Origin of the sequence: Arsukibacterium perlucidum DSM 18276 (assembly GCF_000382165.1) — a bacterium.
Classification (GTDB): Bacteria; Pseudomonadota; Gammaproteobacteria; order Enterobacterales; family Alteromonadaceae; genus Alishewanella; species Alishewanella perlucidum.
In genome coordinates, this window is record NZ_KB907721.1 from 1 (window position 1) to 24,452 (window position 24,452).

Below are 24,452 nucleotides of genomic sequence, written 5' to 3' on the forward strand. Positions count from 1 at the left end.
AATACTGCGTACAGATTTACGACTTTTACCATTGCGAGAGTTACCGGTATTTTTACCGATAGCATCATGTTTGGCATAACCAAGATGTTGCTCCATCTCAGCTTCAAGGGCACGCTCAGCAAGCTTTTTAGTTAACTGCTTAAGGATACCTTGCTCACCAAGCAGGTCTTCAGGGGATCTGTAATCAGCTAATAACTGATCGATAAGCTGGTCTGATACTGGCATTCTTTATTCCTTTCAAATACATGGGTAGAATGCCACTTACACAGATTTTTTTATACTCTCCCAACTTGCGGCCCGCCATCTCACTTTGGGTCATGTAAACGGAATACAAACACTTTTCGCCGTTTTTGGATATAAATATAAACGCCTCATTAGTCTGTAAAAAATGACCATCATGACGTTCCAAAATTAGACGTCCCATTAACTTATTACCTTTAATAGTCAACTGAGTACATTGTTGAGCGACTTCTTTATCCTTCGTTTTCTCCGAAACACTCAAGCAAACGTCATTATCCATTAAACCACCAATATATTTCTGACCGAGAGCATAACTTGCATAAATAGGAAGTAAAAGCACAGCAAAGACAAGTACCAATACGTATTTGAACAATCCGGTTCCCAACCACACGAATGCTCCCAATAACGCACCGAGTATGGTTGCACCGTAACTGGAGCTGAAAGATTTTTGCAATCTTGATTGTACGTAGTTTTTTGAACGCTTTTGAAGTCGTTCAATATGATCCTTTTTCTTATCTGCCAGCCAAACAACAAGAGCCATTAAGATAAATGCAAGTATTATATAAGAGTTCGCTACTAATACTTTCCAAGTGGAAATCTTGGTTATCGCATCGATAGTCATCAGATAGGCATGCAGCGCATTTGCAATAATTTCTTCGATTTGGTAATTGCCAGACATATTGCCAAATCCCATTTTCTGCATCATACCCTTTTGAAAAGCGACACCAACGAAAGTCGAAATAAACGCAACTACGGTTGAAACTTTTGCCCATACAGTAAACCTAAACCAACCTTTCATGCTGTATTCCTATCATCTGTAACTTGGAAAAACTAAAACATAATTTTAGCTATAGATCGCTAATCCTATTTTCTAGCTCTATTTGACTGTGACAACACAGATGCAGCCAAAGATTTGGTCACATCACTGTATTTATCACTCTGCAAAACGCTTGATGCAATGCTTTCCATCAGAGCCCCCGTCTGGTGTGATGTTCCTGTCTGACTTAATACAGATCCTGCAAGGGTCTTCTGTATTTGAGATGATGTGATGTCAGTCAAAATGGACGAAGCCAATGACGCCATTTGTGATGAACTTTGCTTTTTATTTGTCATAAGTGACTCCTTTTTAAGGTTAACAATCAAGCCGCACGCTTGAATTCGGCATTAACTATTACAGGTACCTCACCAGCCAAATGAGGTATTTTTAAGCACCAGGGGTATCTCACCAACTGGTGTCGCTCATATTGATATACGGAAATACTAGGCAGGTTGCGTTTGTCATAGGCCTGTCCAAATCTAAAAGCTACACTGTTTTGCGATGCGAGAACCAAATGGATATGCTCAACACCTTGGCCAAGGAGTATCTTGCAATACTCAAAAAATTCTCCACTTAGCCTATCTTGTTTTGATTTGGACCAGTGGTTGTTTCTATTAAGCGAGAGCAGAGATAGGTAATGCACTGGCATATCGGCAAACACTGATTGAATCGCCTGTCGATCAACGGGATACGACACAGATACTGCCAATACGACAGATTTTTCGGCTAACTCAGATTGTTCAAGGATGAATTGCTCTCCATCATCATCAGCTTCCAATTCACGCCATTGCCCTTCATCTCGGCTCCAGTCAAAAATCGTGATCTGACTTTCATCATCAAGCAGATAGCCCGTGTAGAATGTTAATGGGACGGGGAATACACCTCCATAGGCCATTGATATATCTGACGAAGCTGACTGTGCAGTCATCTCAGCTATAGTTATATTCAGATGATTGACCTTGACCAACGCAAAATCGGGTCTAGTGATAACGTTATCAACAAGCCGTTCTCTTATGTCATTTACTATCGAGTAAACCTGCCACGGACACCTTAGTTTCAAAAACTCATCCAACGGCGAATCTGATGTGTCAACTAGGCCCCGTTGTTCGATGACAATAGTTTTTCTTTTTGAATTTATCTTATTTTCATTGCGATGACGCTGGTACTCCCACACAACACCAAAAGCAGAGATAGCAATACCAACGATAAAACCAAGCAGTAAAATAAACTGTGCTGTACCGGAAGACTGATAACTTAACTCAAATGAGCGGTCTGAATCGCTATAAACAAAAGAAACCACCCAACCTCCAGCTAATGTGGCCAGGGACAATGCAGAACCCACTCTCACTGCAATTAGTGCAGGTGAACGTTTTCTGAAAAACCAATCTGCAGCTTTCCTAATAGCATAAGTCACTGCTAGCTTCATCGCTGGCTCCTCTCACTCTCATCATGCTCAACACCACCGCCATCCCATATGCCGCTGGTAAGCCAGCATTCAAAGTAAAATAACCAGATAGAAGCCCACGGCAGAATTGTGTCCGCTAAAAACATTGTTGGTTGCCAATCGCTGATTTTGTTTTTCTGTCTGAGTACCGGTAAATACAGGCAAAGTTGGATACCTTTTATACCAGTCTGATTTTGGTAGGTATGTGGTATTTTCTTACCTTCAGCTAAAGCCAATAAGTCCGGCTCTTTAACAATACAAACTGGAGATTTGCTGAGGGTATATTTAATGATAACTGTATACTCTCTGGATAGCGGCGTTGGCTGGAGCTTACCTTCCCACTGTACAGTTTTATCGTTATCCATAATGGAAAGATATCCGGGACAACGAGCTTTAAAAGCGAGATATTGTTCAGGAATCCCGATTAGCGGTTGCTTTAGTAGCTCTAAAAAAAACCGACTAGTCGCCATAAAACTGATTCCGCTTTACCGGCACTACATTGTTTACAGGCCAGGTAGCTGAATGCGTCTTTCCAGCCATTACAGATGTAAATGCACCAGTACCCAGTGTTACGCCCAGCCTGTCATTACTTCGGGTTACATTTACCAACTCAATGATACGATCTTTAGCCGCAAGAACGGGCTTTTCTCCGAATGCCTCAGACAAAGCAGTAAATGCATTATCAAGACCACGGTTATTTTCACTCGCGAGGTTTTCAAACATGCCTATCGCAGCCTGATGCCAAGCAAAAAATGCTAGTCGATAGTTTTCCCCCTCAAACCCTTCGACACGATTCCATTTTTCAGCGTAGTTTTCTGGTCTCATTGTTGGGTTGGCAATCAGTACTTTATTGTCAATGGTTTCAATGTGATGGGGCATTAACTCAATGATGTCCAGAATTAAATCTAATTCGTTGTCATACTCCTTTCCAGACTTAATAACCTCAACATACGCACTTCTTGCCAAGGATGTTATGACAACTGAGATTGGCTTAAAGACGGCATGCGGGTTAGTGTCTTGCTGAGACCAAACATCTCGGTGGCGTTTAAGAATTTGAATAATCCGGTTCAGAGGTTTCTTTACGTTCTGATCAGGTAGTTGAGTAACAGACTTGTTTGATAACGCTTCCATAAAGCGATGCCTACTTTTTATCTTTGGCAAAAGCAAACAGCTATCGTCAAATACTTGGGCCATACCTTCCGGGTTAGACTCTTTAAAGCCACTATGTTTATCGACCACCCATAAAGGATGCCCAGGAAGAGCCTCAAGGTCATACTTTTTACCTGGCGTTATATCTAAGTGGTAGTTTCCTTTGTAATTGATGCGTAAACCTCTGGGGAGATCAACAACCAAATCCTTATAAACTTTGTTGTTCAACAGGTGCTGCTTTACCACCCTTACAATTTCGTTTCGTGTTGCAGCTCCCGCATTAGGTAGATATAAGATTAGATCCACATCGAACTCTTCCTGGGAAAGAGGCTTATTCGTAGTTCTTAATCTCATGGAGCCTTGTGGATAAATTTGTGCGGCTTCGAGCAGCGGGTCATCACAACTTGCCAAATACTCACCAACTGCATTATATGCCGACTCGATTTGTTCTCGTTGTGATTGTGTTAAGTCGAGATTATCGAAGACATAGTTCAGCACCTCAACCAACATAGTTTTTTTGTCCTCGCTCATAGCACGGGCGTTAGTAAAAAGACTACTCATAAATTCATACCTCAAACTTTACGACGACTGGTAAAACCTCTTCGCCTCAATTCTGATAAACTGAATCGCATTTAACAGATTGAAAATCTGTGCCCTCGAAGGCAGTTGATTAAAATATAAACGCAAATTCTGTTTAACGCAACCAGATTTATCAGATTTTTTTTAAATTATTGAGTGATATATGAATTCTAGGCCGCCAGACTCAGCAACTTCTTTATTTCCAACAATAAGTCCTTGGCCAAAAAGCTTTTTCAGTTTTCCGCTCGCATTCTGCACCGAGACGTCAAAATGGTCAGAGACCATAGAGGTGGTAACCTTCTTCTTGGAGAAGACAAAATCTAGTAGCTCTTGGTATGAGTGATTGATAGTTGCACCAATAACCTCATATCCAGCATCTGTCTGAACAAGGATAGGCTGCTCTTTCGCGGAGGCACCGTAGGCCCAATTGTCTAAAAGGTCTCTGTTATGAACATCTAACAAATAAAAACCTTTCTCACCTTTGAATGATTTAGCCAATGAGATAACGCTTTCACGAGGGAAGGAAGCATCAGTTGCTTTTATATTCTTGAGAGAAATGCCAAAGAACTTTATGCGGGGATTATTATCAATAATTTTAGAAATAGCCATGTACGCATCACGCCCCTCGCCATTTCCGAAAGCGTGCTCGTCTTTGACAATTTCCTTTAGATCTATTTGCATTCGATTCTGCTTCATCTGATTAACGTAATCTATTTTATCAGGTTAGTCAATGTAAAAGTCAAAACAGATGTGAGTTCCGTCCAGCGAATATAAGTCTTGAATAACGTCATTGCTCACGAGTTCACCATCGCGATACTCCAGTTCAATGCTATATGTCAGTTGTCGAATCGATATTTTTACATAAGATTTCATAGCTTGCTCACGACTACTTTTAAACCCAAGGCCTCTTCCTTTACCGAAACGACTGACTTCGCCTTTGGTAAATGCTTCTCGAACTAGTTTGAGATCATTTTCGGTAGTTCGTTCAGTGTATTTTTTATAGAGTTTTGGATGATGTTCTTGCAAAGTAGTACGAAGAGTCGCAGCTATGCCCTTGCCACTGTCGGAGACTACAGTTTGTATATGAGGCTTGATTCCCCCGTATTTTTGCATTCCGGCAAAACCAGGAAGGGGACTCTCGCTATGCTCACTAACATTGCCAATCAGCTCAGAAAAAAATGTCTTTGCAGCTAACTCGTATACTGCTGATGAATTATGAACAAAGCAATCACCCAGTTTGACTATCAGCTCTTTATTCCTTTCGGAAGGTTCAATTTTACCTAATTCCACCATAGTATTGCTGTTACCCTGAAATCTCTCAGATAAGGACTCTTTCGGCTTTTCAGGCAATACACAGACACGATGGTGTAAAAAATCATAAAAACCAGTGCGATTGAAAAATGATTGCGTATCCTTACATGCAGTGAAATCTATCGTAATTTCTATTTCTTGTGAGGAAAGCTGGTTCAAAAGAGATAGAAATCTGCTTGTTACTATCAGTAAAATTTTACATTTGGAGGGAATAACGAAGCGAACAGATTCTATGTCTTGAACAGGTGTCTCACCAAGCTCTTTGATCAAGTTTTCAAAGTCTCTCACTGTTACCCATTTATCAGAAGGAAACACAAGCTCGAAAAACCTTTTAGACAAATTCGACCACTTTTTGTCGCCATCGACCGAGAACTTATCTATATTTTTGTACAAAAATGAATTAACTACACTTTTTGGAATACCTAGCTGCTTAGCTATCTCTCTTCCTTTGATGCTAGGCGTCATCGACAATATACGGCTAATATCCTTATACATAATACTCTCTAAAACTAATTGCTTTATTAAGTATACATATTACTGAAGCAGTGTCACCCGTTCGGAAGTCTTTAGGAAACTCCAACTTAAAGCCAATAAACGTGCATATGAATAAATCTGTTAAAGCGCAACAAAGTCATTGAGTTGTTTTCTCTTATCACTGCGCACATGAAAACACCCTTTTCAGGGTGCCAAACGCATTCGCGATTTTATTGCTGAAAAATTCAGCCCCTATTTTGGCGAAAATAGAGGCTGTTTTTTGCCGGCAGTTTTTCAGTAATACCTGTCGCTAACTCACACAGCTAATTCTTGCCCACTGCCATTAATTTGACTATAGTCGACTGCAGCGCAACACTGCGCAAAACGATACTAAACTCAAGCAAACATTTTTGCACCACAGATAACACCACAGCTAGAAAAAACGCTGTGCAGTGCTTGATTTCATTGAAGGTTCGATTCCTGCTGGGGCAGCCACGAAGCCATTTTCAGTAACCCCCACTTGTACACAGAAGTCCATAACTCAATGATTCTCAATTTTTTTTCATTTTTATACGGTTTTCGTTGTTCGCCATTGTGCGCCTGTATCCAGTAAGTGCCGCACAAACCGGATAACGTCAAAGCTGGCGAGCGCTTGCTTAATTAATCTGGCATCGGCCTGGTAGAGCTTAACGACGACGGCTCACCAAAACAGCTATTGCAGCTTACCAGCCAGGGTGAGCAGATCGCCTTTAACATCAGCGAAGATGACGCGCGCTGGGAATAATCAGCCGGGTTGCTGCAGTTTAATCCGCAGCAGATAACTGCTGGCAGTAATATATAACCAGCTGTTGTCCGCACTTAACGCCACATTGGCGGCTGCAACACCGGTTTGAATGGTGCCTAAATGCTCGCCTTGTGGCGATAGTACCCAAACGCCACCGGGGCCGGTGGCCAACAAGATGCCAGATGGCAACACTTTTAAACCATCGGGTAAGCCATTTTGCTGCTGCGCCTGTGCGGTGGCATCAAAAAGCAGCTCGCTTTGCCCCAAACTGCCATCAGCGTTCACTGCATATCGCCACCACTTCGCGGCGTTTTTGTCTGAGTTCGCCACATACAACCACTTTTCATTCGGCGAAAATGCCAGACCATTCGGCCGGGTTAAGTTATCAATCAATAAAGTTAGCTTGCCCGCGCTATCCAGCTGGTATACCCCATTTACACTAAGCTGCTTTTCGGCCGAACTGTCGCCACCTGCCAGGCCATAAGGTGGATCGGTAAAGTAATAAGCGCCGCTGCTCTGCTGCACCACGTCGTTGGGGCTGTTGAGCAGCTTTCCGTTAAAGGCAGCAACTAAGGTTTGATACTGCAGCACGCCATCTTTGGCACCGGCTAACAATGCCAGCCGGCGGTCACCATGCTGCGCCAACACCAACTGGTTCTTATTATTAAAAATCAGCCCATTAGCGCCCTGCCCGCGGTTATTTTGCGGGTGCAGACCTGTATAGCCAGACGGCTGCAGATACAGCGTTAAGCCCTTTGTTTCATTCCAGCGATAGACTTTATTTTCCGGCACATCTGAAAACAGAATATCGCCGCTGTCCGGTTCCGCTACCGGCCCTTCAGACCAGCTAAAACCCTCCGCAAGCACTTCCAGTTTGGCATCACTGGCCACTACCTGCTGCATCTCTGGTTTAAGCATTTGTACTGGTTGTTCCGGTAACACCGACTTTGCCTGCGCGGTGGCGCAAAATAAACACAGTAGCCAAACACGATATTGCATATGAAGTTCACTTAAATACCAAACGTCACGTCAGGCTAGCATGACCGAATCACGGATGAAATAGCTCACTGCGCCACGCTGATGCTGATGCTGATGCTGACATTGCCAAAACCTGCAGTTTAAGCAACACTATGGCAACGTTTTTTGCAGCTTATCCGGAGCGACTATGTTTAAAGTCAAATCGAAACGTTTTGCCTCACTAGTTATGCGGCGATGTCAGCGAAAGTGTACTTAATGCCATGAATGATTCAGGCAGCACGACGGCGGCGACAGTGCTGTTTCAGTTAAAAGGTGAAGAGCCGGCACCAAACAAATTGCCATTTGCCGAACAAGCATTAGCGCTAAAGCGGCAAAATGCCAGTGATATGCAGATCCTCGAGCAGCTTTATAGCGGTTTCGCTAAAAAAGCGCCGCGGAAAAAACGGCGCTTGGCAAAGAGTTTTATGTCGAGTAGTGCTGCTTACACCGATACCAAGGCTGCAAGCGTACGGTCAATTTCCTGCTCGTTATTGATCAAGCTGGGCGCAAAGCGGGCGTAAGATTTGCGATAGGGTGTACTGCTCATAATAATGCCTTTGGCATGCATCGCCTTGACCACGTCGTCTGGTGGCATTTGCTTATAGTCAAAACACACCAGACCAGATGATAACTCCGGCGACATTGGCGTGTAGAGTTTTACCCCCGCCATTTTGGCCAGGCCTTGTTTTGTTTGGCTATTAAGCTGATGAATACGCGCCTGCACTTCAGCTTTACCCAGTTGCAGATGCAATTTAAAGGCTTCAGGCAGCGCCCAGCGGTGTTCAAACGAATGAAAGCCGCCCGGCGTCATATGTTCACCAATCGGTACCTGATCCTGAGTGCTGCCGCCCAGCCAGACATCATATGACTGACTAAAGCTCGGGATAACTGCATTACAGTGCTGCCAGCCACGCTTGCTGCCCCAGATCACACCGGTACCGCGCGGGCCGAAAATCCACTTATGCGTGCCGGCAATAAAGAAATCACAACCCAGTGTAGAAACATCAACGTTTTCAATGCCAAAGCCATGCACACCATCAACGCAGAAAATAATCTGTTCGGCTTCATTACGCTGTTTATTCTGTTCATTTAGCATATCGGCAATGGCGCGCACCGGCAGTTTTACCCCGGTAGACGAATGCACCCAGGTGACTATGACGACCTTAGTTTTGCTATTGATGCCCGCTTTAAGTTTGCTGACCACTTCATCTACCGACACTTGGGCAGGATCATCGTACAGTGCAACCTGCCGCACTGCAGCACCGGTTCTGTCAGCCCTAAGCTTAAGTGATAAGTCAGTGGAATAGTGATCATGCACCGTTTGCAGTATTTCATCACCCGGGCGCAGTTTTAACCCACTGTATACCATTGCCAAACCCATAGTGGTGCTGTCGGTAAGCGCGATTTGCCAGGCTTCGCCACCCATGTACTCTGCTGCCACAGCGGCAATCTGGTGATCTATGGTCATAAAGTGCTCATGCCAGTAATCGGCCGGGTTTTCATCAAAGGCTTTACGGTGGCGTTCAATGGCAGCCGCTACTGGTTTGGGGTGCGAAGCCAGTAAAAAAGTGGCCAGGTGGATATAGTTATGGGTTAACGTAAACTGCTGTCGAAGGCCTTTCCAATCAGCGGTTTTAAGCGCGGGTATGGCGCTACTGGCTTGCAATAGTCCAGATACTGGCAGCAAAGTGGTACCAAGTAATAATGAGGTTTGGGTAAGAAAGTCGCGGCGTTTCATAGCTAATCATCCTGATTAAATTTTAACCAGTATAGCGCATGATATTTTTTTTGGTGGCGGAGCTAAGACAAGCTCACATTACGCCATTTTGACAACCAGTCTACAAAAGCATTTGCGGGCATGGGTCTGGCAATGCCGTACCCCTGACCAAACACATAGCCTATCTGCAATAACTTTTGCATATGTGCCGCCGTTTCTACGCCTTCGGCAATAGTCGCCAGTTCAAAAGCCTCCGCCAGTCGGCTGACACCCTGTAGTATCGCTAAATCATCGGCATCGGTCAGAATGTCCCGGACAAAACTCTGATCAAGTTTTAGCGTACTAATAGGTAATCGTTTTAAATACGACAGCGATGAATAACCGGTACCAAAATCGTCTAACGAAAAGGTCACACCAAAGGCAGAACACGCATGCATAGTTTGCTTAACATGGGCAATATCCTGTAATGCACTGGTTTCCACAATTTCTAGCTCGAGCATACTCGGTGGCACCGCTGGAAAGGCGTCGAAAATGGCGCCTAATTGCTGCGAAAAGTCAGCTTGCTGCAAGTGAAAGGCGGCAATATTAACGGATATCGAGGTGGTAACCCCTTGCGCCTGCCATATCTGGTACTGCCGAAATGCCTGACTAATTACCCATTGCCCAAGTTGCACACCTAGCTCATGGTGCTCAATCAAAGGTAAAAACTGCCCCGGTGCCATTAAACCATGCCCTGGATGCTGCCAACGGACCAGCGCTTCTACGCCAACACATTCACCGGTAAGCATATTCACTTTGGGTTGGTAAAATAATACAAATTCTTGCCGGGCCAGGCCATCACGAATGTCATTCAAACTTCGTAATACTATCCGTGTGTGCTGATCTGCCTCATTATCAAATAGGTGGAATCTGTTTTTACCCGCTTGCTTCGCAACGTACATCGCCTGATCGGCTTGGCGCAATATCTGTTCAGCAGCTACATCGACGTTTTGCGGATAAAAGCTAACACCAATACTGGCCGACAGCGTGACGGTCACTCCGGAAATAGTCACCGGTTCGGCCAGGCTGGCCAAAGCTTGTTGCAGCAATGGCAAGCTATCTTCAACCTGCGACAGGGTATTAAGTAAAAACACAAACTCATCACCACTCATCCGGGCAACAATATTGTCGTTGCCCACTGCCGTCACCAGACGCTTGCTAAGTGTCTGCAACACCTGATCACCCAGAGCATGGCCGTAGCGATCATTTACCGCTTTAAACCCATCAATATCAACAAAAGCTACTGCCAATAGTGACTCACTTTGTGCGGCTTTTAGCATGCTGCTTTGTAACTGTTCCGCCAGCAAAACCCGATTTGATAATCCGGTTAAGGGATCATAATGTGCTAAGTGCTCAAGCCGTTGTTGCACTTGCATCCTGGTATGCTCTAAAAGAAACAAACGATGACGGGTGCGGCTTAACCACCCCAACAGAGTATTATCTTTGCCTGCAGGCACCACGATATCTGTAGTAAAGTCTCCATTACCCAGTGCCTCAATTTTGCTATAAAGCTCAGCCACCGGCGCCCCTAAAATGGCCAGCTGTCGCCGCTTCAGCTGCCAAAGCAGCATTGCTAACATTACGCCTAAAACAACAAAAACCAGCCTTAACCATCTGGCAGATATTTCAGCCTGACGAACTGCATCTACGGTACGTGAATTCATCATTTCGTATAAATCATCTATTGGCCGCATAATGCCGGCTTTAGCAAGATGGTATTCATTATTGTGCAGTAACACTAAGGCTTGTTCACGCAATAGCGGGTCGCCAGATGCGACAAGCTCCATAGCTCGCTGCTCAATATTGGTTAAATCATCCGAAGCTTGCTTCGCAGAAACTAACTGTGTCAGCTCTATGTCGGTAAAGCCGACTTGCCGCATACTATCCAGCAGGGCAGCGGGTGGACCAAACGGTCGTGGGCGGTTATTGTTCGCATCCACTAAATCCCAATAAATATAATGGTAATTTTCTGGCTTGGGTGCATGGCCATTACGAATAGCAAAAATCTCATCAAAGTAGTGCCGGTAGCGCTGCTCACCGGTAACCGCATAAGTACGCACCATCCGTGTAAGATCATCTGAAGACTGCCTTAACTCGTCGGCAAGTAAAAATGATTGCAGCCTTTTTTTGTTAGCGCTATCAATGGCCCTTTCAGCATCTACATAGACAAAAAAGCTTATTAAAAACAGCACAAAGACTGTGAGCGTAACACACAGCCGTATATCAAAATCAGTCAGCTTTGCTAACCATTTCCTCAATACACACCTCTATTAATCACCCAATCAAATTATGGGTTTTGCAAAAAGTTAAACCTCTATGACGTAGTTAATAGTAGGTAATTTATATGACATCGGTATTTTATAATACAGTGGCATAATAAAAAAATTCTTTTCAATTTTTGTGTTCCAAATTTTTCATGGCACCATCCCCTAGTCGAATAATTGGGAGTACGTAATATGAAAATCATCAGAATTCACGAGGTGTTGGCTATCGTAAAAATTAGCAGATCACTGTGGTATCAATCAATTCGGGACGGAGATGCCCCTCGCCCGATAAAACCTGGGCCCCGGGTTTCGTTTTGGATTGAAGAAGAAGTGCACGCCTGGCTGGATCGGAAAGCAGCTGAGCGCTTTCAATAATATTTTTTAGTAACACAGGATGTAACACATGCGAAGTGGCTGCCCTGCAGCCCCCTATTTACAAGGGGCTTCGATTCCTGCAATAGAGCCAAAAGCTATTTCCGGTGATCCCCATTTCACTTATACACATATCGTCTATATTAATCTCAGGCAACCAAGCCCCCTCTGGCAGGATAGTTTAATGCTGCAAGTTACCCGCTTAGCAAAATCACACCAAACGCCACAAGGCCCGCTACCTCTGTTTAGTAACATAAGTTTTGGTATTAAAGCAGGTGAGAGCGTCGCCCTGATGGGAGAATCAGGTTGTGGCAAATCAACTTTATTACATATTCTGGCTGGCCTTGAGCATGCTGATCGGGGACAGGTTATCGTTAATAACCAAGATCTTATTCAAATGAATGATAGCCAACGTGCCCTGCTTCGACGTCATCATTTAGGGGTTATTTTTCAGCAGCTAAATTTAATTCCCAGTCTGACAATTCAGGATAATTTAGCTTTTCAGGCCCGACTCGCCGGTACGTTAGACCCAAAGTGGTTAAAACATCTTGTGGTAACGTTGGGCCTGGAAGCATTGCTAAAACGCTATCCGGCGCAACTGTCTGGTGGCCAACAGCAACGGGTGGCGATCGGACGTGCTCTGGCAGCCCGCACTCCCCTGTTGTTTGCCGATGAGCCCACCGGAAGCCTGGATGAAACAAATGCGGAACAGGTCATGTCACTGATGTTAGCACTGGTGAAAGAAACAGGCAGCAGCTTGCTAATGGTGACTCACAGCTCCCTGTTAGCCGCGCGGCTGGATCGTGCAATGACCTTAAGCCAGGGACAATTGAGCTAATGCAACTCCGGCACCCTAAGCTGGTGGTATTACATGCGTTGCTGAGCCACTGGTGGCGCCATCCTGTGCAGTTGAGCACGCTTATTCTGGGGTTACTCGCGGCAACGGCGCTGTGGAGCGGCGTTCAGGCACTGAACCAGCAGGCACGTTTCAGTTACGAACAGGCAGCGGCGAGATTCAATAGTATTAATCAAGCGCATATTGTCAGTACAACCGAGCAACATCTGGCCGAAGCAGATTATATCTACCTACGACGTTCAGGCTGGAAAGTCTCGCCACTGGTGGAAGGAGCACTGGCGCTTGATACAGATGATCTTCCCCTTAACGTTATTGGTATTGAACCGCTGACCTTGCAAAGTGCGAACGCATCTTATCAAGGTGCCACCGGCTTGCCGGCCAACTTGGCGTTAAATCATTTTTTAACGCCCCCCTGGGAGGTTTGGGTATCGCCTTTAACCGCTGAGCGTATTACCCCACTACTGAAAAATACTCCGAAAACTGGCTTTCCATTCAACCCGGAGGGCGATCAGGTCAGTATTAAAGTCAGTTCAGCATTGGCAGACAATGAGCTTATTACTGACATCTATCTGGCACAACACTGGCTTAACATGGAGGGGCAATTATCCAGGCTTCTTCTGTTCGATCACACTCAACACTCACAGCTTTCGGCAGAATTGGCCACACGTCTGCGTTTAATTCTGCCGCAGAGCGACCATGATATCTCGCGGTTAACGGCAAGCTTCCATTTGAACCTGACAGCATTGAGCTTACTGGCTTTTTTAGTGGGCTTGTTGATGGTGTACTCCGCAATTCACCTGGCACTGACTCAACGGTTATCGCTGCGCCGTATTCTATTCAGTTGTGGGGTCAGTCAGCGTGAGCTGATGGCGTGGTTATTGGTGGAGTTGTTAGTACTCAGCGGCCTTATTGCCTTGCCAGGTTTAGTCCTGGGTTACTGGATTGCGGCATTGTTGTTACCTGATCTGTCTGCAAGTTTGACCGGGCTATATGGCGCTCAAATTTCAGGCGACTTACAACTTTCATGGCAATGGTGGCTGCAGGGTGTATTTATGGCATGGGGCGGGACACTGATTGCTGCCATCGTGCCTCTGCTCAAACTTATCAAGCACGATGGTGGTCATCAAAGCCAATCGATGTCATTTCCGGGGCAGCAAAAAAAGCGAAACACATTAATGGCTGCTGGCCTTTTTACCGCAAGCCTTGCCTTATTAATGGCATGGCTGGGTGATTCCTTACTAAGTGGATTTTTACTGCTCGCTCTGGTATTCCTCAGTGCAGCGCTGCTCATGCCGGTGATATTAGACTCGCTTTTGCGGCTATGTCAGCGCTATACCCACTCATTTTCTGCAGACTCAGTCACACCGACATCTGCCACTGCTCAGTGGCTCTGGGCAGATGCCCGTATGCAAGTCCCTCACCTAAGCGTGGCATTAGTTGCATTGTTGCTGGCATTGTCCACCAGCATTGGTGTCGGCGGTATGGTTGAGGGGTTTCGTAACACCTTTACAGGCTGGCTTGATCAACGTCTTGCTGCAGAAGTCTATGTCCGCACTGACAGTGAAACACAGGCTCAGGAAGTGACTAAATGGCTTAGCCAACAAGCTAATGTCACTGCAATTCTTCCTTCTGCAGGTAAAGACGTTCAACTGGCAGGCATCCCGATTGAACTGCGTGGCATCCAGATCCACAGTACCTATATTGACCATTGGCCTCTTCTAAGCAAAACGCCTAATGCCTGGCATGACATTGAATCGGGTGCAGCAGTGATGATTAATGAGCAACTGGCCCGCCAATTAATGCTCAACATTGGTGATAACATCACTGTACCCGGCATACAACGAACCGAATTTACGATTGGCGCAATATTCAGCGATTATGGTAACCCTAAAGGACAGGTCATGATGGCTTTGGATACATTATATCTAAACTGGGCCGATGCAAAGCGTGGCAGTTTTGCGCTGCGGGTTGAGCCAGCAGAGATTGATGTCCTCATTCAGGCTCTGACTAAGAGGTTCTCTTTTAACGAGACCCAGGTTATCGATCAACAAGCCGTTAAACGCTATTCATTACAACTGTTCGAACGCACTTTTGCCGCTACTCAGGCGCTTAATCTGTTGGTGCTGGCGATTGCGGCAATTGCGCTGTTTAGTAGTCTGTTAACCTTATCAACTATGCGGCTGAGCCAAATTGCGCCAATTTGGGCCTGTGGCATCTCACGGCGGCAATTAGTCATAACCGAATTGTTCAGATTGTTACTATTAGCTTTAATGACGGCATTATTGGCGATCCCATTGGGCTTAATTATCAGTTACTGTTTAGTCACCGTCATTAATGTGCGTGCTTTTGGCTGGGCACTTCCCTGGCAAGTTTTTCCACTGCAATGGTTATACTTAACACTGGCCGCATTGGTTAGTGCCTTCTTAGCTGCAATTGTGCCAGTGTTAAAACTCCGGTTCAGCTCCCCCAGTGAGCTTTTAAAAGGTTTTCGAGATGATCAATAAAGCCGTTTTATTGGCGTCTGTGCTGATGCTTTTGCTAATAGCAGCCTGCAGTGAGCCTTCACCTTCAGTGCCCGGCCAGGGCTTTGCCGGCCTGGGGTCGGATGCCACCGGGTTCGCCCAGGTTCAGCCAGACATTGAGATCCGCTACCCCGATGCCCTTAATCAACATCCGGAATATCGCATTGAATGGTGGTACGTAACGGCTAACCTGGAAAGTGAATCAGGAGAAATGCTTGGCATTCAGTGGACCCTTTTTCGTCTGGCGGATTTGCCTTCACCACAGCGCGATGGCTGGGCAAATCAACAACGCTGGTTAGGACATGTCGGCTTAACACGGGCCAACCAGCACCTTTTTGCACAAACCTATGCCCGGGGTGGTATTGGCCAGGCAGATGTTACGATGAACCCATTTTCTGCCCGGATAGATAACTGGTCGATTACTGCACTGGATGCAGACGCAACAGCTTTTACGTTGCGTGCCAACACAGCCGATTTTAACTATACCCTGACAATAAACAAAATTGGACCTGCGGTACTACAGGGTGAGCAAGGTTTTAGCTTAAAATCAGCTGATGGACAAGCGTCCTACTACCTTAGCCTGCCTTTTTTAGACGTCTCTGGTTCAATTCAGATCGGCGATGAACACTTTAGCGTTAGCGGTGACGCCTGGCTCGACAGAGAATGGAGCAGTCAACCGCTGTCGGCAGATCAGCAAGGCTGGGATTGGTTTTCGCTGCACCTGGATCAGGGAGATAAGCTAATGTTGTTTCGGCTGCGACATGCGCAAGGGGATGATTATTTTTCCGGGACTTACATCCGCGCCGATGGCTCAACCCAACCGCTGCAACCCCAGCAAATAAGAATGCAGCCATTACGACAGCATACCGTAGCCGGCAGAGAGCTGCCGGTAGAGTGGCAGCTTTATGTAGACGACTTAGGCATCAATGTCCGCACTCACGCACTAAATCCCAATGCCTGGATGGCAACAGGGATTGCATATTGGGAGGGTCCGATCCGCTTTACAGGCAGTCACTCAGGTACAGGCTATCTGGAAATGACTGGTTATTGAGTTGTACGCCTTTCGTTTGGGCGATTACCAGAGCGGCTGATTGTTATCCAGCACAAACTGCGGAATCAGTTGGCTGGCGCTGGCCAATATGGTTTTATTTTTCAAATGCATAATTCGCACATTGACCATGGCCCCACGTTGGCTGTGTTGCACTGTGCCACTTAGCACATAATCAATTTGCTGGTTGGCAGCTATCTGGCCGGCACGATTACTAAATACTGCGTCACCTTCTGCAGTAAGTTTAATACCACCGGTCAGTTTGTGGTCAACAACGGTAATGCCGTAACGTGGCATTTGTTGCAAAAAGCCTTCTGCCAGGGCATTGCTAAGCGGGTGCAGGATATGGCGTGACGGTGTTAACTCAGCAAAGCCAGCAACAGCTACCTTAGAGTTGACAATAGGTGCAGCACTGTTGTGATAGAGCTGCATGGCCAGTTCGGATACATAATCGTCCAGCTGTTTATGGCTGGCATACAGCCCGCCGCTTGCCGGATATGCCATCAGGGTATAGTCGGGTTCTGTTTGCTGGCTGCGGGTTTCTGGATCAGTAATGATATACGGCGTTGCCCCGGACTTATGTTGGTTCTGTGAGGACGCATGCTGACTGAATGGCAATAAATTGCTGCAGCCGCTAAGCAACAAAATTGCGCAACAAACGGTGATTAGGAAAGGTTTTTTAATCATGGTAAGCCCGATATACTGAACGTCTGTATCAGTATATCGGCGCCGGGCCGGGTTTCTTTAGCTGAAGCCTGACTTTATCTGGCCAACGAAGTTATCTTTATTTAATCCGCATCACTTGCTCGCCCTGACGGGAAATAACCGCCTGCACAATATGGCGCGGAATAAAAGTTCGGGCCGCTGAAACCACCCGCTTGTTGTCAATTTGTACCAGCCTGGCATTGACTAATACGCCCTGCTGATGAGTAGTTAGCGTGCCGGTAACCACGTAACGAATAGCAACTTCTTCCGACAGTTCTTCATAATTACGGCTTAACACGAAATCACCCGTTTCAGTGACCCGGATATAGTCAGTCACTTTATAGTCCAGCACTGGCACACCAAATTTGTGTAGATCATAGATCATTGCTTCGCTTAAATGATTGCTGAACACCGAGCCCTGATCCAGTGCTGAGTCAACATAACTAAAATCTGTCACGCCAATTTGATTGTCACTGTTCAGACTTTGCTGCAATGCCATTAGTTCATGTACCAGATTGCGAACGTAATCGTTAACCGTTAACAATGGCAGACCAGAAGAACTTTGCAAATCATTGCCTGCAGGCATGGCAGAACTTGGTAGCTGGGCGATACGTTGCGTTCGGTTATCATGACTATCACCGCTTTGGCCGGTAACGGAAACCGTGCGCTCAGGCACCGCACAACCGCTAAGCACTGTTAATATTGCTATAGTTGTTAGCCGTTTCATTAATTTTCTCCTGCCGGACTTTGCCGGTAAAACATGGCACCACGTTTATTGACTTGCTGCGTACTCCACAGCACATTTGCCGGAATATAATCTGTTACCGCAGCCAGCACTTGTTTCGATGGAATATGGATTAAACGAGCATTCACAATGACCGCATCCTGTTGCAGGGTGTAGGTGCCGGTAAGCAACGTATTGGCATCACCTTTGTTATTAATATCATTTATTTGCCGGCTGAGCGCCTGCTCATAGTCATTTGCCAGCATAACTTCATTACTAAGCCGATATTCATAGACGGCGTAACCAAACTGGCGGCTGTGGGCAAGCAAACTTTCACTAAGCTGATTGGCGAAGTCGCGCTGCTCCGTATTAGCGTCGCGTAAGTGCAAAGCTGTAGCAGGCAAAAAACTGCTAACGGCAATTTGCGGCCGGGTTAGCCACAACGGACTGTCATCCAACTGGGCAAATAATTGCCTGGCCAAGCGCTCGGTATAAAACCCCAGCGTCTGCGGACTCAGTTTAGATGGGGTTGCTTGCACCGCAGGTGCTGTCTGATTTGCACAGCCAGCCAGCAGCGCGCCCGTTAGCAAGCAAACTGCTACAAACCATAGCCACTTCATATTCACCTCTTTTCAAGCCTGAATGCTTTTAACATTATTAAAAGCAAGATCCAGGCCAGAAAATCAGCAGTGTCATTGTCATTAAATCGCCACTGGCGCTTTAATGTGGGGATGAGCCTGATAGTTCTCTAAATTGAAATCAGTGATACTAAAGCCAAAAATATCTTTAACATCCGGATTCAATCGCATCGTCGGCATCGGGTATGGTTCGCGGGCCAGCTGAGTATTCACTTGCTCTAAATGGTTTAAATAGAGATGCGCATCGCCAAAAGTATGCACAAAATCGCCAGGCTCCAGGCCGCACACCTGCGCTACCATTAGCGTTAACAGGGCATAGCTGGCAATATTAAATGGCACACCGAGGAAGATATCCGCGCTACGCTGATAAAGCTGACATGACAAACGGCCATCATTTACATAGAACTGAAACAAGGTATGACAAGGCGGTAACGCTTGTTTACCCATAGCCGCGTTTTCTTTTGGTGAATAGCGGGTATCAGGCAACACCGCCGGGTTCCAGGCGCTGACAATTAACCGGCGCGAATCAGGCGTACGTTTAATATCACTGATCAGCTGGCTTATCTGGTCAATCACCTGGCCATCATGGCTGGTCCAGCTGCGCCACTGCGCGCCGTATACCGGTCCGAGCTCACCTGTTTCAGTCGCCCACTCATTCCAGATTGATACGCCATTTTCTTGCAGGTAGCCAATGTTGGTTTCACCTTTTAAAAACCACAGTAATTCATGAATAATCGAACGCAGATGGCATTTTTTGGTGGTAACAAGCGGAAAGCCCTGTTGTAAATCAAAACGCATTTGATAGCCAAACACACTGATGGTGCCTGTGCCGGTGCGGTCGGTTTTCTTATGGCCGTGTTCTAATACATGGCGCATTAAATCAAGGTATTGTTTCATTTGCTCCCCCGCACTGACATTGCTGGCTTACTATTAACATAAATTATCAGGCCCAGGCCCACAACTATCATCGGCAGACACAACCATTGGCCCATTGTCATCCCAGCCGACAGTACGCCAAGATGGGCATCGGGCTGCCGGAAAAACTCGACGAAAAAGCGAAACACACCGTAGCCCAGCAGGAACACACCACCCAAAGTGCCGGTAGCCGGTTTTAAGCGCCGGACCAACATAATAATAATAAACAGTAAAATACCTTCCAGTGCTACATGGTATAGCTGCGACGGATGCCGCGGCAAGCCGCCGGCATTGGGAAACATTATCGCCCAGGGTACGTCAGTGGTGCGGCCCCATAATTCGCCGTTGATAAAATTCCCCAGCCGGCCGGCAGCCAGGCCAAGTGGGATAAGTGGTGCAACAAAGTCTCCCAGCTGCAAATAAGATTTATGGTAACGCCGTGCAAACCAGGCCATCGCCAACAATACGCCCAGCAAGCCGCCATGAAAGGACATACCGCCCTCCCAGGTTTTAAACAGGTATAGCGGCTCTGCCAGCAGTTGTTCAAAATTGTAAAAAAACACATAGCCCAGCCGGCCACCAACAATGACCCCAAGAAAACCGAAAAACAGCAAATCACTGACTTGTTCTTTAGTCCAGCCCGAACCCGGTTTAGCGGCAGCCCGGCTGGCCAGCCAATACGCAAGGCCAAATGCTACCGCATACATAACCCCGTACCAATGGATGTTAAGAGGGCCATAACCAAAGAACGGGCCTATAGAAACTAATACCGGATCGATATCAGGAAAATCGAGGTAGGAACTTGTCATTTTTATCCTTTAAAAACCATCATAACCAGCTATTTAAAACTGTTGATATTATTGATAGTGTTAACTAAACACCATTCTGGCTGCCACCAGCATCAGAAAAACACCAAACACTCTTTTAATGGTAAGTACTGGCAAGCGCTGGGTCATGGCTGCGCCCAACGTTGCCGTAAATACGGAAGTAGACACGATACCAACCAGGGCTGGCAAATAGATATAGCCAATAAACCCATCGGTCAGCTGGTAGCGTTGCCAGCCGGCAATAACATACCCCAGGGTGCCAAGGACAGCAATAGCAATACCACTGGCAGCAGCACAACCAATAGCCCGGCGCATATCGACTGAAAAATAATTCAGCACCGGTACCACCAGCGCGCCACCACCAATACCCAGTAAACCTGATATCGCACCCAGCACTGCAGCAATAGCCCCAAGCACAGCTTTAGCCGGAAGCTTCGCACGGCCAAGCACACTGCGCGAACCAAGCATCCTTAATGCCAGCAAAAATACTGCGACCCCAAAAATTACTCTTAGGGTAGTGCCATTAATGTGATGCGCGACCAGACCAATCATCCCGGCACCGATACCCGCCCCCAGCATAACAGCACCGGCCAGTGACCAGCTGACGTTATTGCGTTTATGATGAGCTCGGATAGAAGAGCCGGAGGTGATAATAATAGAGGCCAGAGAGGTGGCTACAGCTACCACCATAACATTATCCAGACTAACCACGCCCAGCGCTGGCAGTAGTACCACCAGTACCGGCACAATAACTAAGCCACCGCCAATTCCCAGCAAGCCGGCCAGAAAGCCAGCCAGGCAACCAACAAGTGCAGAGATTAGAAGTATCGTTAACAAAGGACATCTCAATATAAATACTGCAGCACAACCTGAGGTTGGTACCGGCTAGTTTAAAAATGTGCTTAAGCTCTTAACTGACTAAGCAGCTGCTTCTGCTCCAGAAAGCGCTGCACCAGCTGTTTCACCTGCTTTGGCGACTGGCACGCCAGCACCTCGGGCAGTATTGCTTCCAACTCAGTGACTTTTACCCGCCGCAATAACCACTTAATTTTCGCTAGATTACTGTTATTCATACTAAAGCGGCTATAACCCATTGCGGCCAACACCAGTACTCCTGCAGGCTCACCACCGAGCTCACCACAAATACTGATTGGAAACTGCAATTGCCTGGCTTGTTCAGCTAATAAATTCAATGCCCGTAACACCGAGGGGTGCAGCGCATCATAAAGGTTAGCAACCCGGGCGTTGTTTCTGTCAACAGCCAATAAATATTGAGTAAGATCGTTTGTACCCACTGAGCAAAAATCAACCCGCGCGGCTAACTCTGGTAACTGATACATAATTGACGGCACTTCAATCATCACACCGATTTTTGGTTTTGGCAGCGCAATATTAAGCTCGTCACTCACTTCAAAACTGGCTTGGCGGATCAGCCGGATAGCTTCGTCAACCTCAGCCAGATCGGAAATCATTGGTAGCAGAATATGTAAATTATCCAGGGTGATATTCGCTTTTAACATCGCCCTGATTTGCACCAGAAAAATCTCGGGATGATCGAGTGTCAGCCGTATGCCGCGCCAGCCCAAAAATGGGTTCTCTTCAACAATGCTAAAATAGGGTAAGGCTTTATCGCCGCCGACATCCAGCGTGCGCATCACCACCGCCTTACCGGCATAACCGCTTAATACTTTGCTATAAAGATCTACTTGCTCCTGCTCAGTAGGAAAGCGATTACGCATAATAAATGGAAACTCAGTACGATACAGGCCAACACCATCGGTGTATTCAGCATTGCTGGTTTCCAGTTCAATTGCCAGACCACAGTTCACCATCAGCTTAAAAGGCTTGCCGCATGCGGACTGTGACGGTAGCGCCACCTCCTGTTGGTAGCGGGCACTAAGTGCCTCATCTTCACTGATTAACCGGCGATATTCAGCGCAAATGGCGTCGACCGGCGACAGCAAGATGTGCCCCTCGTAACCATCTACTATAACCTGCTGATTTTGCCAGTGCAGTAGCGGTAATTCGTTTACACCCATTACTGCGGGTATACCCAGCGCCCGGGCCATAATCGCAGCATGCGAGTTAACAGAACCCCGCAGTGAAACAATCGCAACCAGTTGCTCACGAGGCACTTCAGCCAGCATAGTAGCCGTAACGTTATCGGCGACCAGCACCACCTGCTGCGGCAATTTCACCTTGCGTTGCTCTGAGTCCAGCAGGTTATTCAGCACCCGCTGCCCTAAATCGCGGATATCAGTGCCGCGTTCACGCAGATAAGGGTCATCCATATCATCAAACTGGCGGGCAAATTTCTCAACGACTCTTTTCAACGCGCTTTTCGCACACCAGCCTTCAGCAATTTGTTGCTCAATTTCCTGTCCTAGACTGGCCGCGTCAAGTAATTGATGGTACACATCAAATATCGCCAGCGCGTCAGCAGGAATATGGCCAGCCATTCGCTCGGCCAGCCGGTTAAACTCGGCTTTGGTAATCTTTACTGCACGGTAAAACAATGCCAGCTCTCTTTCTGGCTCATCAGACTTTTTCAGGGATATAGCGTCAAAATCGCTGGACGGCTGCAGCACATAAGCTTCACCAATGGCCATACCCGGCGCACCTGGCAAACCTGCCAGCTGACCGGATTTAGCCATAGTAGAAGGACTCTTGCTGGCAGCATCACGCATCTCAGCATTAGCCAGCACCGAGGCTAACTGGGCACCAAGGGTAACCAGAAAAGATTCTTCATCTTCACTAAACACCCGTTCAGCGGATTGCTGAATGGTAAGCACACCAAGTACTTTGCGATGATGAATAATGGGACAGCCCAGAAAGGCAGAAAATCGATCTTCACTAACTTCAGGCGTAACCCTGAACCGGGGATGGAGTTGTGCCTGAGCAAGGTTTATTGGCTCTTCCCGCTGCCCTACCCAGCCGATTAATCCTTCGGAAAAGCCGATTGCAACCTGACCAACCGCATCCTGATTCAGGCCGTCAGTAGCCATCAGCATAAAATGTTGTTGCTGATAATCAGCCAGATACACCGAACAACATTCTGTCGCCAACGCGGTTTTAATACTTGAGACTAAGCCAGCCAGAGCATTGTCTAGAGCTGGCTCCTGAGCCACATCCTGAACAATCCGCCGCAACTGGCTTAGCATAAGAACCTCATTGTTCTGTCGGTTTTAGCAAATTTGATATTTCTGAATATTTTTCTTAATACTTTTTCTTAACATCTCTGCGGGTAAACGGCAAAGCAACCGGGGCAAATTCGCGCATGACTTTTCGATACACTTCTCGTTTAAAAGCCACCACCTGACGCACCGGATACCAATAACTGACCCAACGCCAGTTATCGAACTCAGGATGCGATGTTACAGCCAGATTTACATCTTCTTCCCGACAGGTCAAACGCAATAAAAACCACTTCTGCTTTTGCCCGATACACACAGGATTACTGTCTTTGCGAATTAAACGTTTCGGAAGTTTGTAGCGTAACCAATGCTTGGTAACACTGATTATTTCTACATCTTCAGGCCGCAGCCCGACTTCCTCATGCAGTTCGCGATACATGGCCTGCTCTGGCGTTTCGCCATCGTCAATGCCGCCCTGTGGATACTGCCAGGAATGCTGACCATATCTTTTTGCCCAAAACACCTGTCCCTGGGTGTTACAAATCACTATGCCGACATTGGCCCGAAAACCTTCGGCATCGATCACACAAACCTCTAGCGAGTCTATTTCTGCTATAACAAAGATTCTTTCACAAAGTCGCGGTTACGGCAAACGGAATTTCATTACCCGCTATGCTTGTGCCAACCCAAAGTTATCCACATTTCTCGTTTTCATCACCGACCCCCTGTGAACTTCTTCACAGACTCTGTGGGTAAAGCTGTTGTTAAGTTGCGGAAGGTTGTTGAATAACCACAAAACCTGCCAGCTCTTCAAGAGGCTATACCTACTTAACCCTATTAATAACATTAACTTATGCATACTTTACTGCTAAAATA

Annotated in this window: 23 protein-coding genes; 4 read left to right on the forward strand and 19 right to left on the reverse strand. The window is 46.5% G+C overall.

Going from position 1 to position 24,452, the window contains the following annotated elements; genetic code table 11:
* The 11 genes from H141_RS0114105 to H141_RS0114155 all read right to left on the reverse strand — a co-directional run.
* Positions 1 to 225, reverse strand: a 225-nt coding sequence (locus H141_RS0114105; protein ID WP_019676929.1) for a transposase, incomplete at its 3' end; no start/stop codon positions are given.
* Entirely contained in the window at positions 185 to 1,039 is an 855-nt protein-coding gene (locus tag H141_RS0114110) for a hypothetical protein (protein WP_019676930.1), read from the reverse strand. The genes H141_RS0114105 and H141_RS0114110, both read right to left, overlap by 41 nt.
* A 65-nt stretch (positions 1,040 to 1,104) precedes the next feature.
* On the reverse strand, positions 1,105 to 1,353 hold the full coding sequence (locus H141_RS21175; RefSeq protein WP_083923065.1) for a hypothetical protein: 249 nt from the start codon (positions 1,351 to 1,353) through the stop codon (positions 1,105 to 1,107).
* 26 nt (positions 1,354 to 1,379) lie between these two features.
* Entirely contained in the window at positions 1,380 to 2,483 is a 1,104-nt protein-coding gene (locus H141_RS0114115; protein WP_019676931.1) for an SAVED domain-containing protein, read from the reverse strand.
* Positions 2,480 to 2,971 (reverse strand): type II CBASS E2 protein, encoded by a 492-nt coding sequence (locus H141_RS0114120; protein ID WP_019676932.1) that lies wholly within the window; start codon positions 2,969 to 2,971, stop codon positions 2,480 to 2,482. Before H141_RS0114120 ends, H141_RS0114115 begins: the two co-directional genes overlap by 4 nt.
* Positions 2,961 to 4,211: a nucleotidyltransferase domain-containing protein gene (locus H141_RS0114125; RefSeq protein ID WP_019676933.1), complete on the reverse strand. Its 1,251-nt coding sequence runs from the start codon at positions 4,209 to 4,211 to the stop codon at positions 2,961 to 2,963. Before H141_RS0114125 ends, H141_RS0114120 begins: the two co-directional genes overlap by 11 nt.
* A gap of 162 nt (positions 4,212 to 4,373) precedes the next feature.
* Positions 4,374 to 4,910, reverse strand: coding sequence for a hypothetical protein (locus tag H141_RS0114130; protein WP_019676934.1), 537 nt, complete (start codon positions 4,908 to 4,910; stop codon positions 4,374 to 4,376).
* Positions 4,911 to 4,952: 42 nt separating this feature from the next.
* A complete protein-coding gene (locus H141_RS0114135; protein WP_019676935.1) occupies positions 4,953 to 6,035 on the reverse strand; it encodes a hypothetical protein in 1,083 nt (360 codons plus the stop codon).
* A gap of 763 nt (positions 6,036 to 6,798) precedes the next feature.
* Positions 6,799 to 7,797 carry an SMP-30/gluconolactonase/LRE family protein gene (locus H141_RS0114140; RefSeq protein ID WP_033425556.1) on the reverse strand — a complete coding sequence of 333 codons (999 nt, stop codon included), beginning with the start codon at positions 7,795 to 7,797 and terminating at the stop codon, positions 6,799 to 6,801.
* Positions 7,798 to 8,257: 460 nt separating this feature from the next.
* Positions 8,258 to 9,553 (reverse strand): aminotransferase class V-fold PLP-dependent enzyme, encoded by a 1,296-nt coding sequence (locus H141_RS0114150; RefSeq protein ID WP_019676937.1) that lies wholly within the window; start codon positions 9,551 to 9,553, stop codon positions 8,258 to 8,260.
* A 62-nt stretch (positions 9,554 to 9,615) separates the two neighbouring features.
* Positions 9,616 to 11,829, reverse strand: coding sequence for a putative bifunctional diguanylate cyclase/phosphodiesterase (locus H141_RS0114155; RefSeq protein ID WP_019676938.1), 2,214 nt, complete (start codon positions 11,827 to 11,829; stop codon positions 9,616 to 9,618).
* A gap of 198 nt (positions 11,830 to 12,027) precedes the next feature.
* Here H141_RS0114155 and H141_RS22110 point away from each other — a divergent pair, with 198 nt between their 5' ends.
* The 4 genes from H141_RS22110 to H141_RS0114170 all read left to right on the forward strand — a co-directional run bounded on the left by H141_RS22110 (position 12,028) and on the right by H141_RS0114170 (position 16,636).
* Entirely contained in the window at positions 12,028 to 12,210 is a 183-nt protein-coding gene (locus H141_RS22110) for a helix-turn-helix transcriptional regulator (protein WP_019676939.1), read from the forward strand.
* 181 nt (positions 12,211 to 12,391) lie between these two features.
* Positions 12,392 to 13,045: an ABC transporter ATP-binding protein gene (locus H141_RS0114160; protein WP_019676940.1), complete on the forward strand. Its 654-nt coding sequence runs from the start codon at positions 12,392 to 12,394 to the stop codon at positions 13,043 to 13,045.
* Positions 13,045 to 15,567, forward strand: coding sequence for an ABC transporter permease (locus H141_RS0114165; protein ID WP_019676941.1), 2,523 nt, complete (start codon positions 13,045 to 13,047; stop codon positions 15,565 to 15,567). The genes H141_RS0114160 and H141_RS0114165 overlap by 1 nt, the downstream gene beginning before the upstream one ends.
* A complete protein-coding gene (locus H141_RS0114170; protein ID WP_019676942.1) occupies positions 15,557 to 16,636 on the forward strand; it encodes a lipocalin-like domain-containing protein in 1,080 nt (359 codons plus the stop codon). The genes H141_RS0114165 and H141_RS0114170 overlap by 11 nt, the downstream gene beginning before the upstream one ends.
* 24 nt (positions 16,637 to 16,660) lie before the next feature.
* Here H141_RS0114170 and H141_RS20315 read toward each other — a convergent pair whose 3' ends face one another.
* From H141_RS20315 to rppH, 8 genes are all read right to left on the reverse strand, one after another.
* Positions 16,661 to 17,320 carry a FlgO family outer membrane protein gene (locus H141_RS20315; RefSeq protein WP_157610933.1) on the reverse strand — a complete coding sequence of 220 codons (660 nt, stop codon included), beginning with the start codon at positions 17,318 to 17,320 and terminating at the stop codon, positions 16,661 to 16,663.
* Positions 17,321 to 17,417: 97 nt separating this feature from the next.
* A complete protein-coding gene (locus tag H141_RS0114180; RefSeq protein WP_019676944.1) occupies positions 17,418 to 18,065 on the reverse strand; it encodes a FlgO family outer membrane protein in 648 nt (215 codons plus the stop codon).
* Positions 18,065 to 18,682: a FlgO family outer membrane protein gene (locus tag H141_RS0114185; RefSeq protein ID WP_019676945.1), complete on the reverse strand. Its 618-nt coding sequence runs from the start codon at positions 18,680 to 18,682 to the stop codon at positions 18,065 to 18,067. The genes H141_RS0114180 and H141_RS0114185 overlap by 1 nt, the downstream gene beginning before the upstream one ends.
* A gap of 81 nt (positions 18,683 to 18,763) precedes the next feature.
* Positions 18,764 to 19,597 (reverse strand): thymidylate synthase, encoded by an 834-nt coding sequence (locus H141_RS0114190; RefSeq protein ID WP_019676946.1) that lies wholly within the window; start codon positions 19,595 to 19,597, stop codon positions 18,764 to 18,766.
* Positions 19,594 to 20,424 (reverse strand): prolipoprotein diacylglyceryl transferase, encoded by an 831-nt coding sequence (gene lgt / locus H141_RS0114195; protein WP_026349478.1) that lies wholly within the window; start codon positions 20,422 to 20,424, stop codon positions 19,594 to 19,596. Before lgt ends, H141_RS0114190 begins: the two co-directional genes overlap by 4 nt.
* Positions 20,425 to 20,484: 60 nt before the next feature.
* On the reverse strand, positions 20,485 to 21,279 hold the full coding sequence (locus H141_RS0114200) for a sulfite exporter TauE/SafE family protein (protein WP_019676948.1): 795 nt from the start codon (positions 21,277 to 21,279) through the stop codon (positions 20,485 to 20,487).
* Positions 21,280 to 21,344: 65 nt separating this feature from the next.
* Positions 21,345 to 23,603 carry a phosphoenolpyruvate--protein phosphotransferase gene (gene ptsP, locus H141_RS0114205; RefSeq protein ID WP_019676949.1) on the reverse strand — a complete coding sequence of 753 codons (2,259 nt, stop codon included), beginning with the start codon at positions 23,601 to 23,603 and terminating at the stop codon, positions 21,345 to 21,347.
* Positions 23,604 to 23,658: 55 nt separating this feature from the next.
* Positions 23,659 to 24,162 (reverse strand): RNA pyrophosphohydrolase, encoded by a 504-nt coding sequence (gene rppH / locus H141_RS0114210; protein WP_019676950.1) that lies wholly within the window; start codon positions 24,160 to 24,162, stop codon positions 23,659 to 23,661.
* Between the last annotated feature and the right edge of the window lie 290 nt (positions 24,163 to 24,452).

Bases quoted from the DNA above. Each gene is read 5' to 3' on its own strand.
- H141_RS0114110 (WP_019676930.1), bottom strand. From the start codon at position 1,039: ATGAAAGGTTGGTTTAGGTTTACTGTATGGGCAAAAGTTTCAACCGTA.
- H141_RS21175 (WP_083923065.1), bottom strand. From the start codon at position 1,353: ATGACAAATAAAAAGCAAAGTTCATCACAAATGGCGTCATTGGCTTCG.
- H141_RS0114115 (WP_019676931.1), bottom strand. From the start codon at position 2,483: ATGAAGCTAGCAGTGACTTATGCTATTAGGAAAGCTGCAGATTGGTTT.
- H141_RS0114120 (WP_019676932.1), bottom strand. From the start codon at position 2,971: ATGGCGACTAGTCGGTTTTTTTTAGAGCTACTAAAGCAACCGCTAATC.
- H141_RS0114125 (WP_019676933.1), bottom strand. From the start codon at position 4,211: ATGAGTAGTCTTTTTACTAACGCCCGTGCTATGAGCGAGGACAAAAAA.
- H141_RS0114130 (WP_019676934.1), bottom strand. From the start codon at position 4,910: ATGCAAATAGATCTAAAGGAAATTGTCAAAGACGAGCACGCTTTCGGA.
- H141_RS0114135 (WP_019676935.1), bottom strand. From the start codon at position 6,035: ATGTATAAGGATATTAGCCGTATATTGTCGATGACGCCTAGCATCAAA.
- H141_RS0114140 (WP_033425556.1), bottom strand. From the start codon at position 7,797: ATGCAATATCGTGTTTGGCTACTGTGTTTATTTTGCGCCACCGCGCAG.
- H141_RS0114150 (WP_019676937.1), bottom strand. From the start codon at position 9,553: ATGAAACGCCGCGACTTTCTTACCCAAACCTCATTATTACTTGGTACC.
- H141_RS22110 (WP_019676939.1), top strand. From the start codon at position 12,028: ATGAAAATCATCAGAATTCACGAGGTGTTGGCTATCGTAAAAATTAGC.
- H141_RS0114160 (WP_019676940.1), top strand. From the start codon at position 12,392: ATGCTGCAAGTTACCCGCTTAGCAAAATCACACCAAACGCCACAAGGC.
- H141_RS0114165 (WP_019676941.1), top strand. From the start codon at position 13,045: ATGCAACTCCGGCACCCTAAGCTGGTGGTATTACATGCGTTGCTGAGC.
- H141_RS0114170 (WP_019676942.1), top strand. From the start codon at position 15,557: ATGATCAATAAAGCCGTTTTATTGGCGTCTGTGCTGATGCTTTTGCTA.
- H141_RS20315 (WP_157610933.1), bottom strand. From the start codon at position 17,320: ATGATTAAAAAACCTTTCCTAATCACCGTTTGTTGCGCAATTTTGTTG.
- H141_RS0114180 (WP_019676944.1), bottom strand. From the start codon at position 18,065: ATGAAACGGCTAACAACTATAGCAATATTAACAGTGCTTAGCGGTTGT.
- H141_RS0114185 (WP_019676945.1), bottom strand. From the start codon at position 18,682: ATGAAGTGGCTATGGTTTGTAGCAGTTTGCTTGCTAACGGGCGCGCTG.
- H141_RS0114190 (WP_019676946.1), bottom strand. From the start codon at position 19,597: ATGAAACAATACCTTGATTTAATGCGCCATGTATTAGAACACGGCCAT.
- lgt (WP_026349478.1), bottom strand. From the start codon at position 20,424: ATGACAAGTTCCTACCTCGATTTTCCTGATATCGATCCGGTATTAGTT.
- ptsP (WP_019676949.1), bottom strand. From the start codon at position 23,603: ATGCTAAGCCAGTTGCGGCGGATTGTTCAGGATGTGGCTCAGGAGCCA.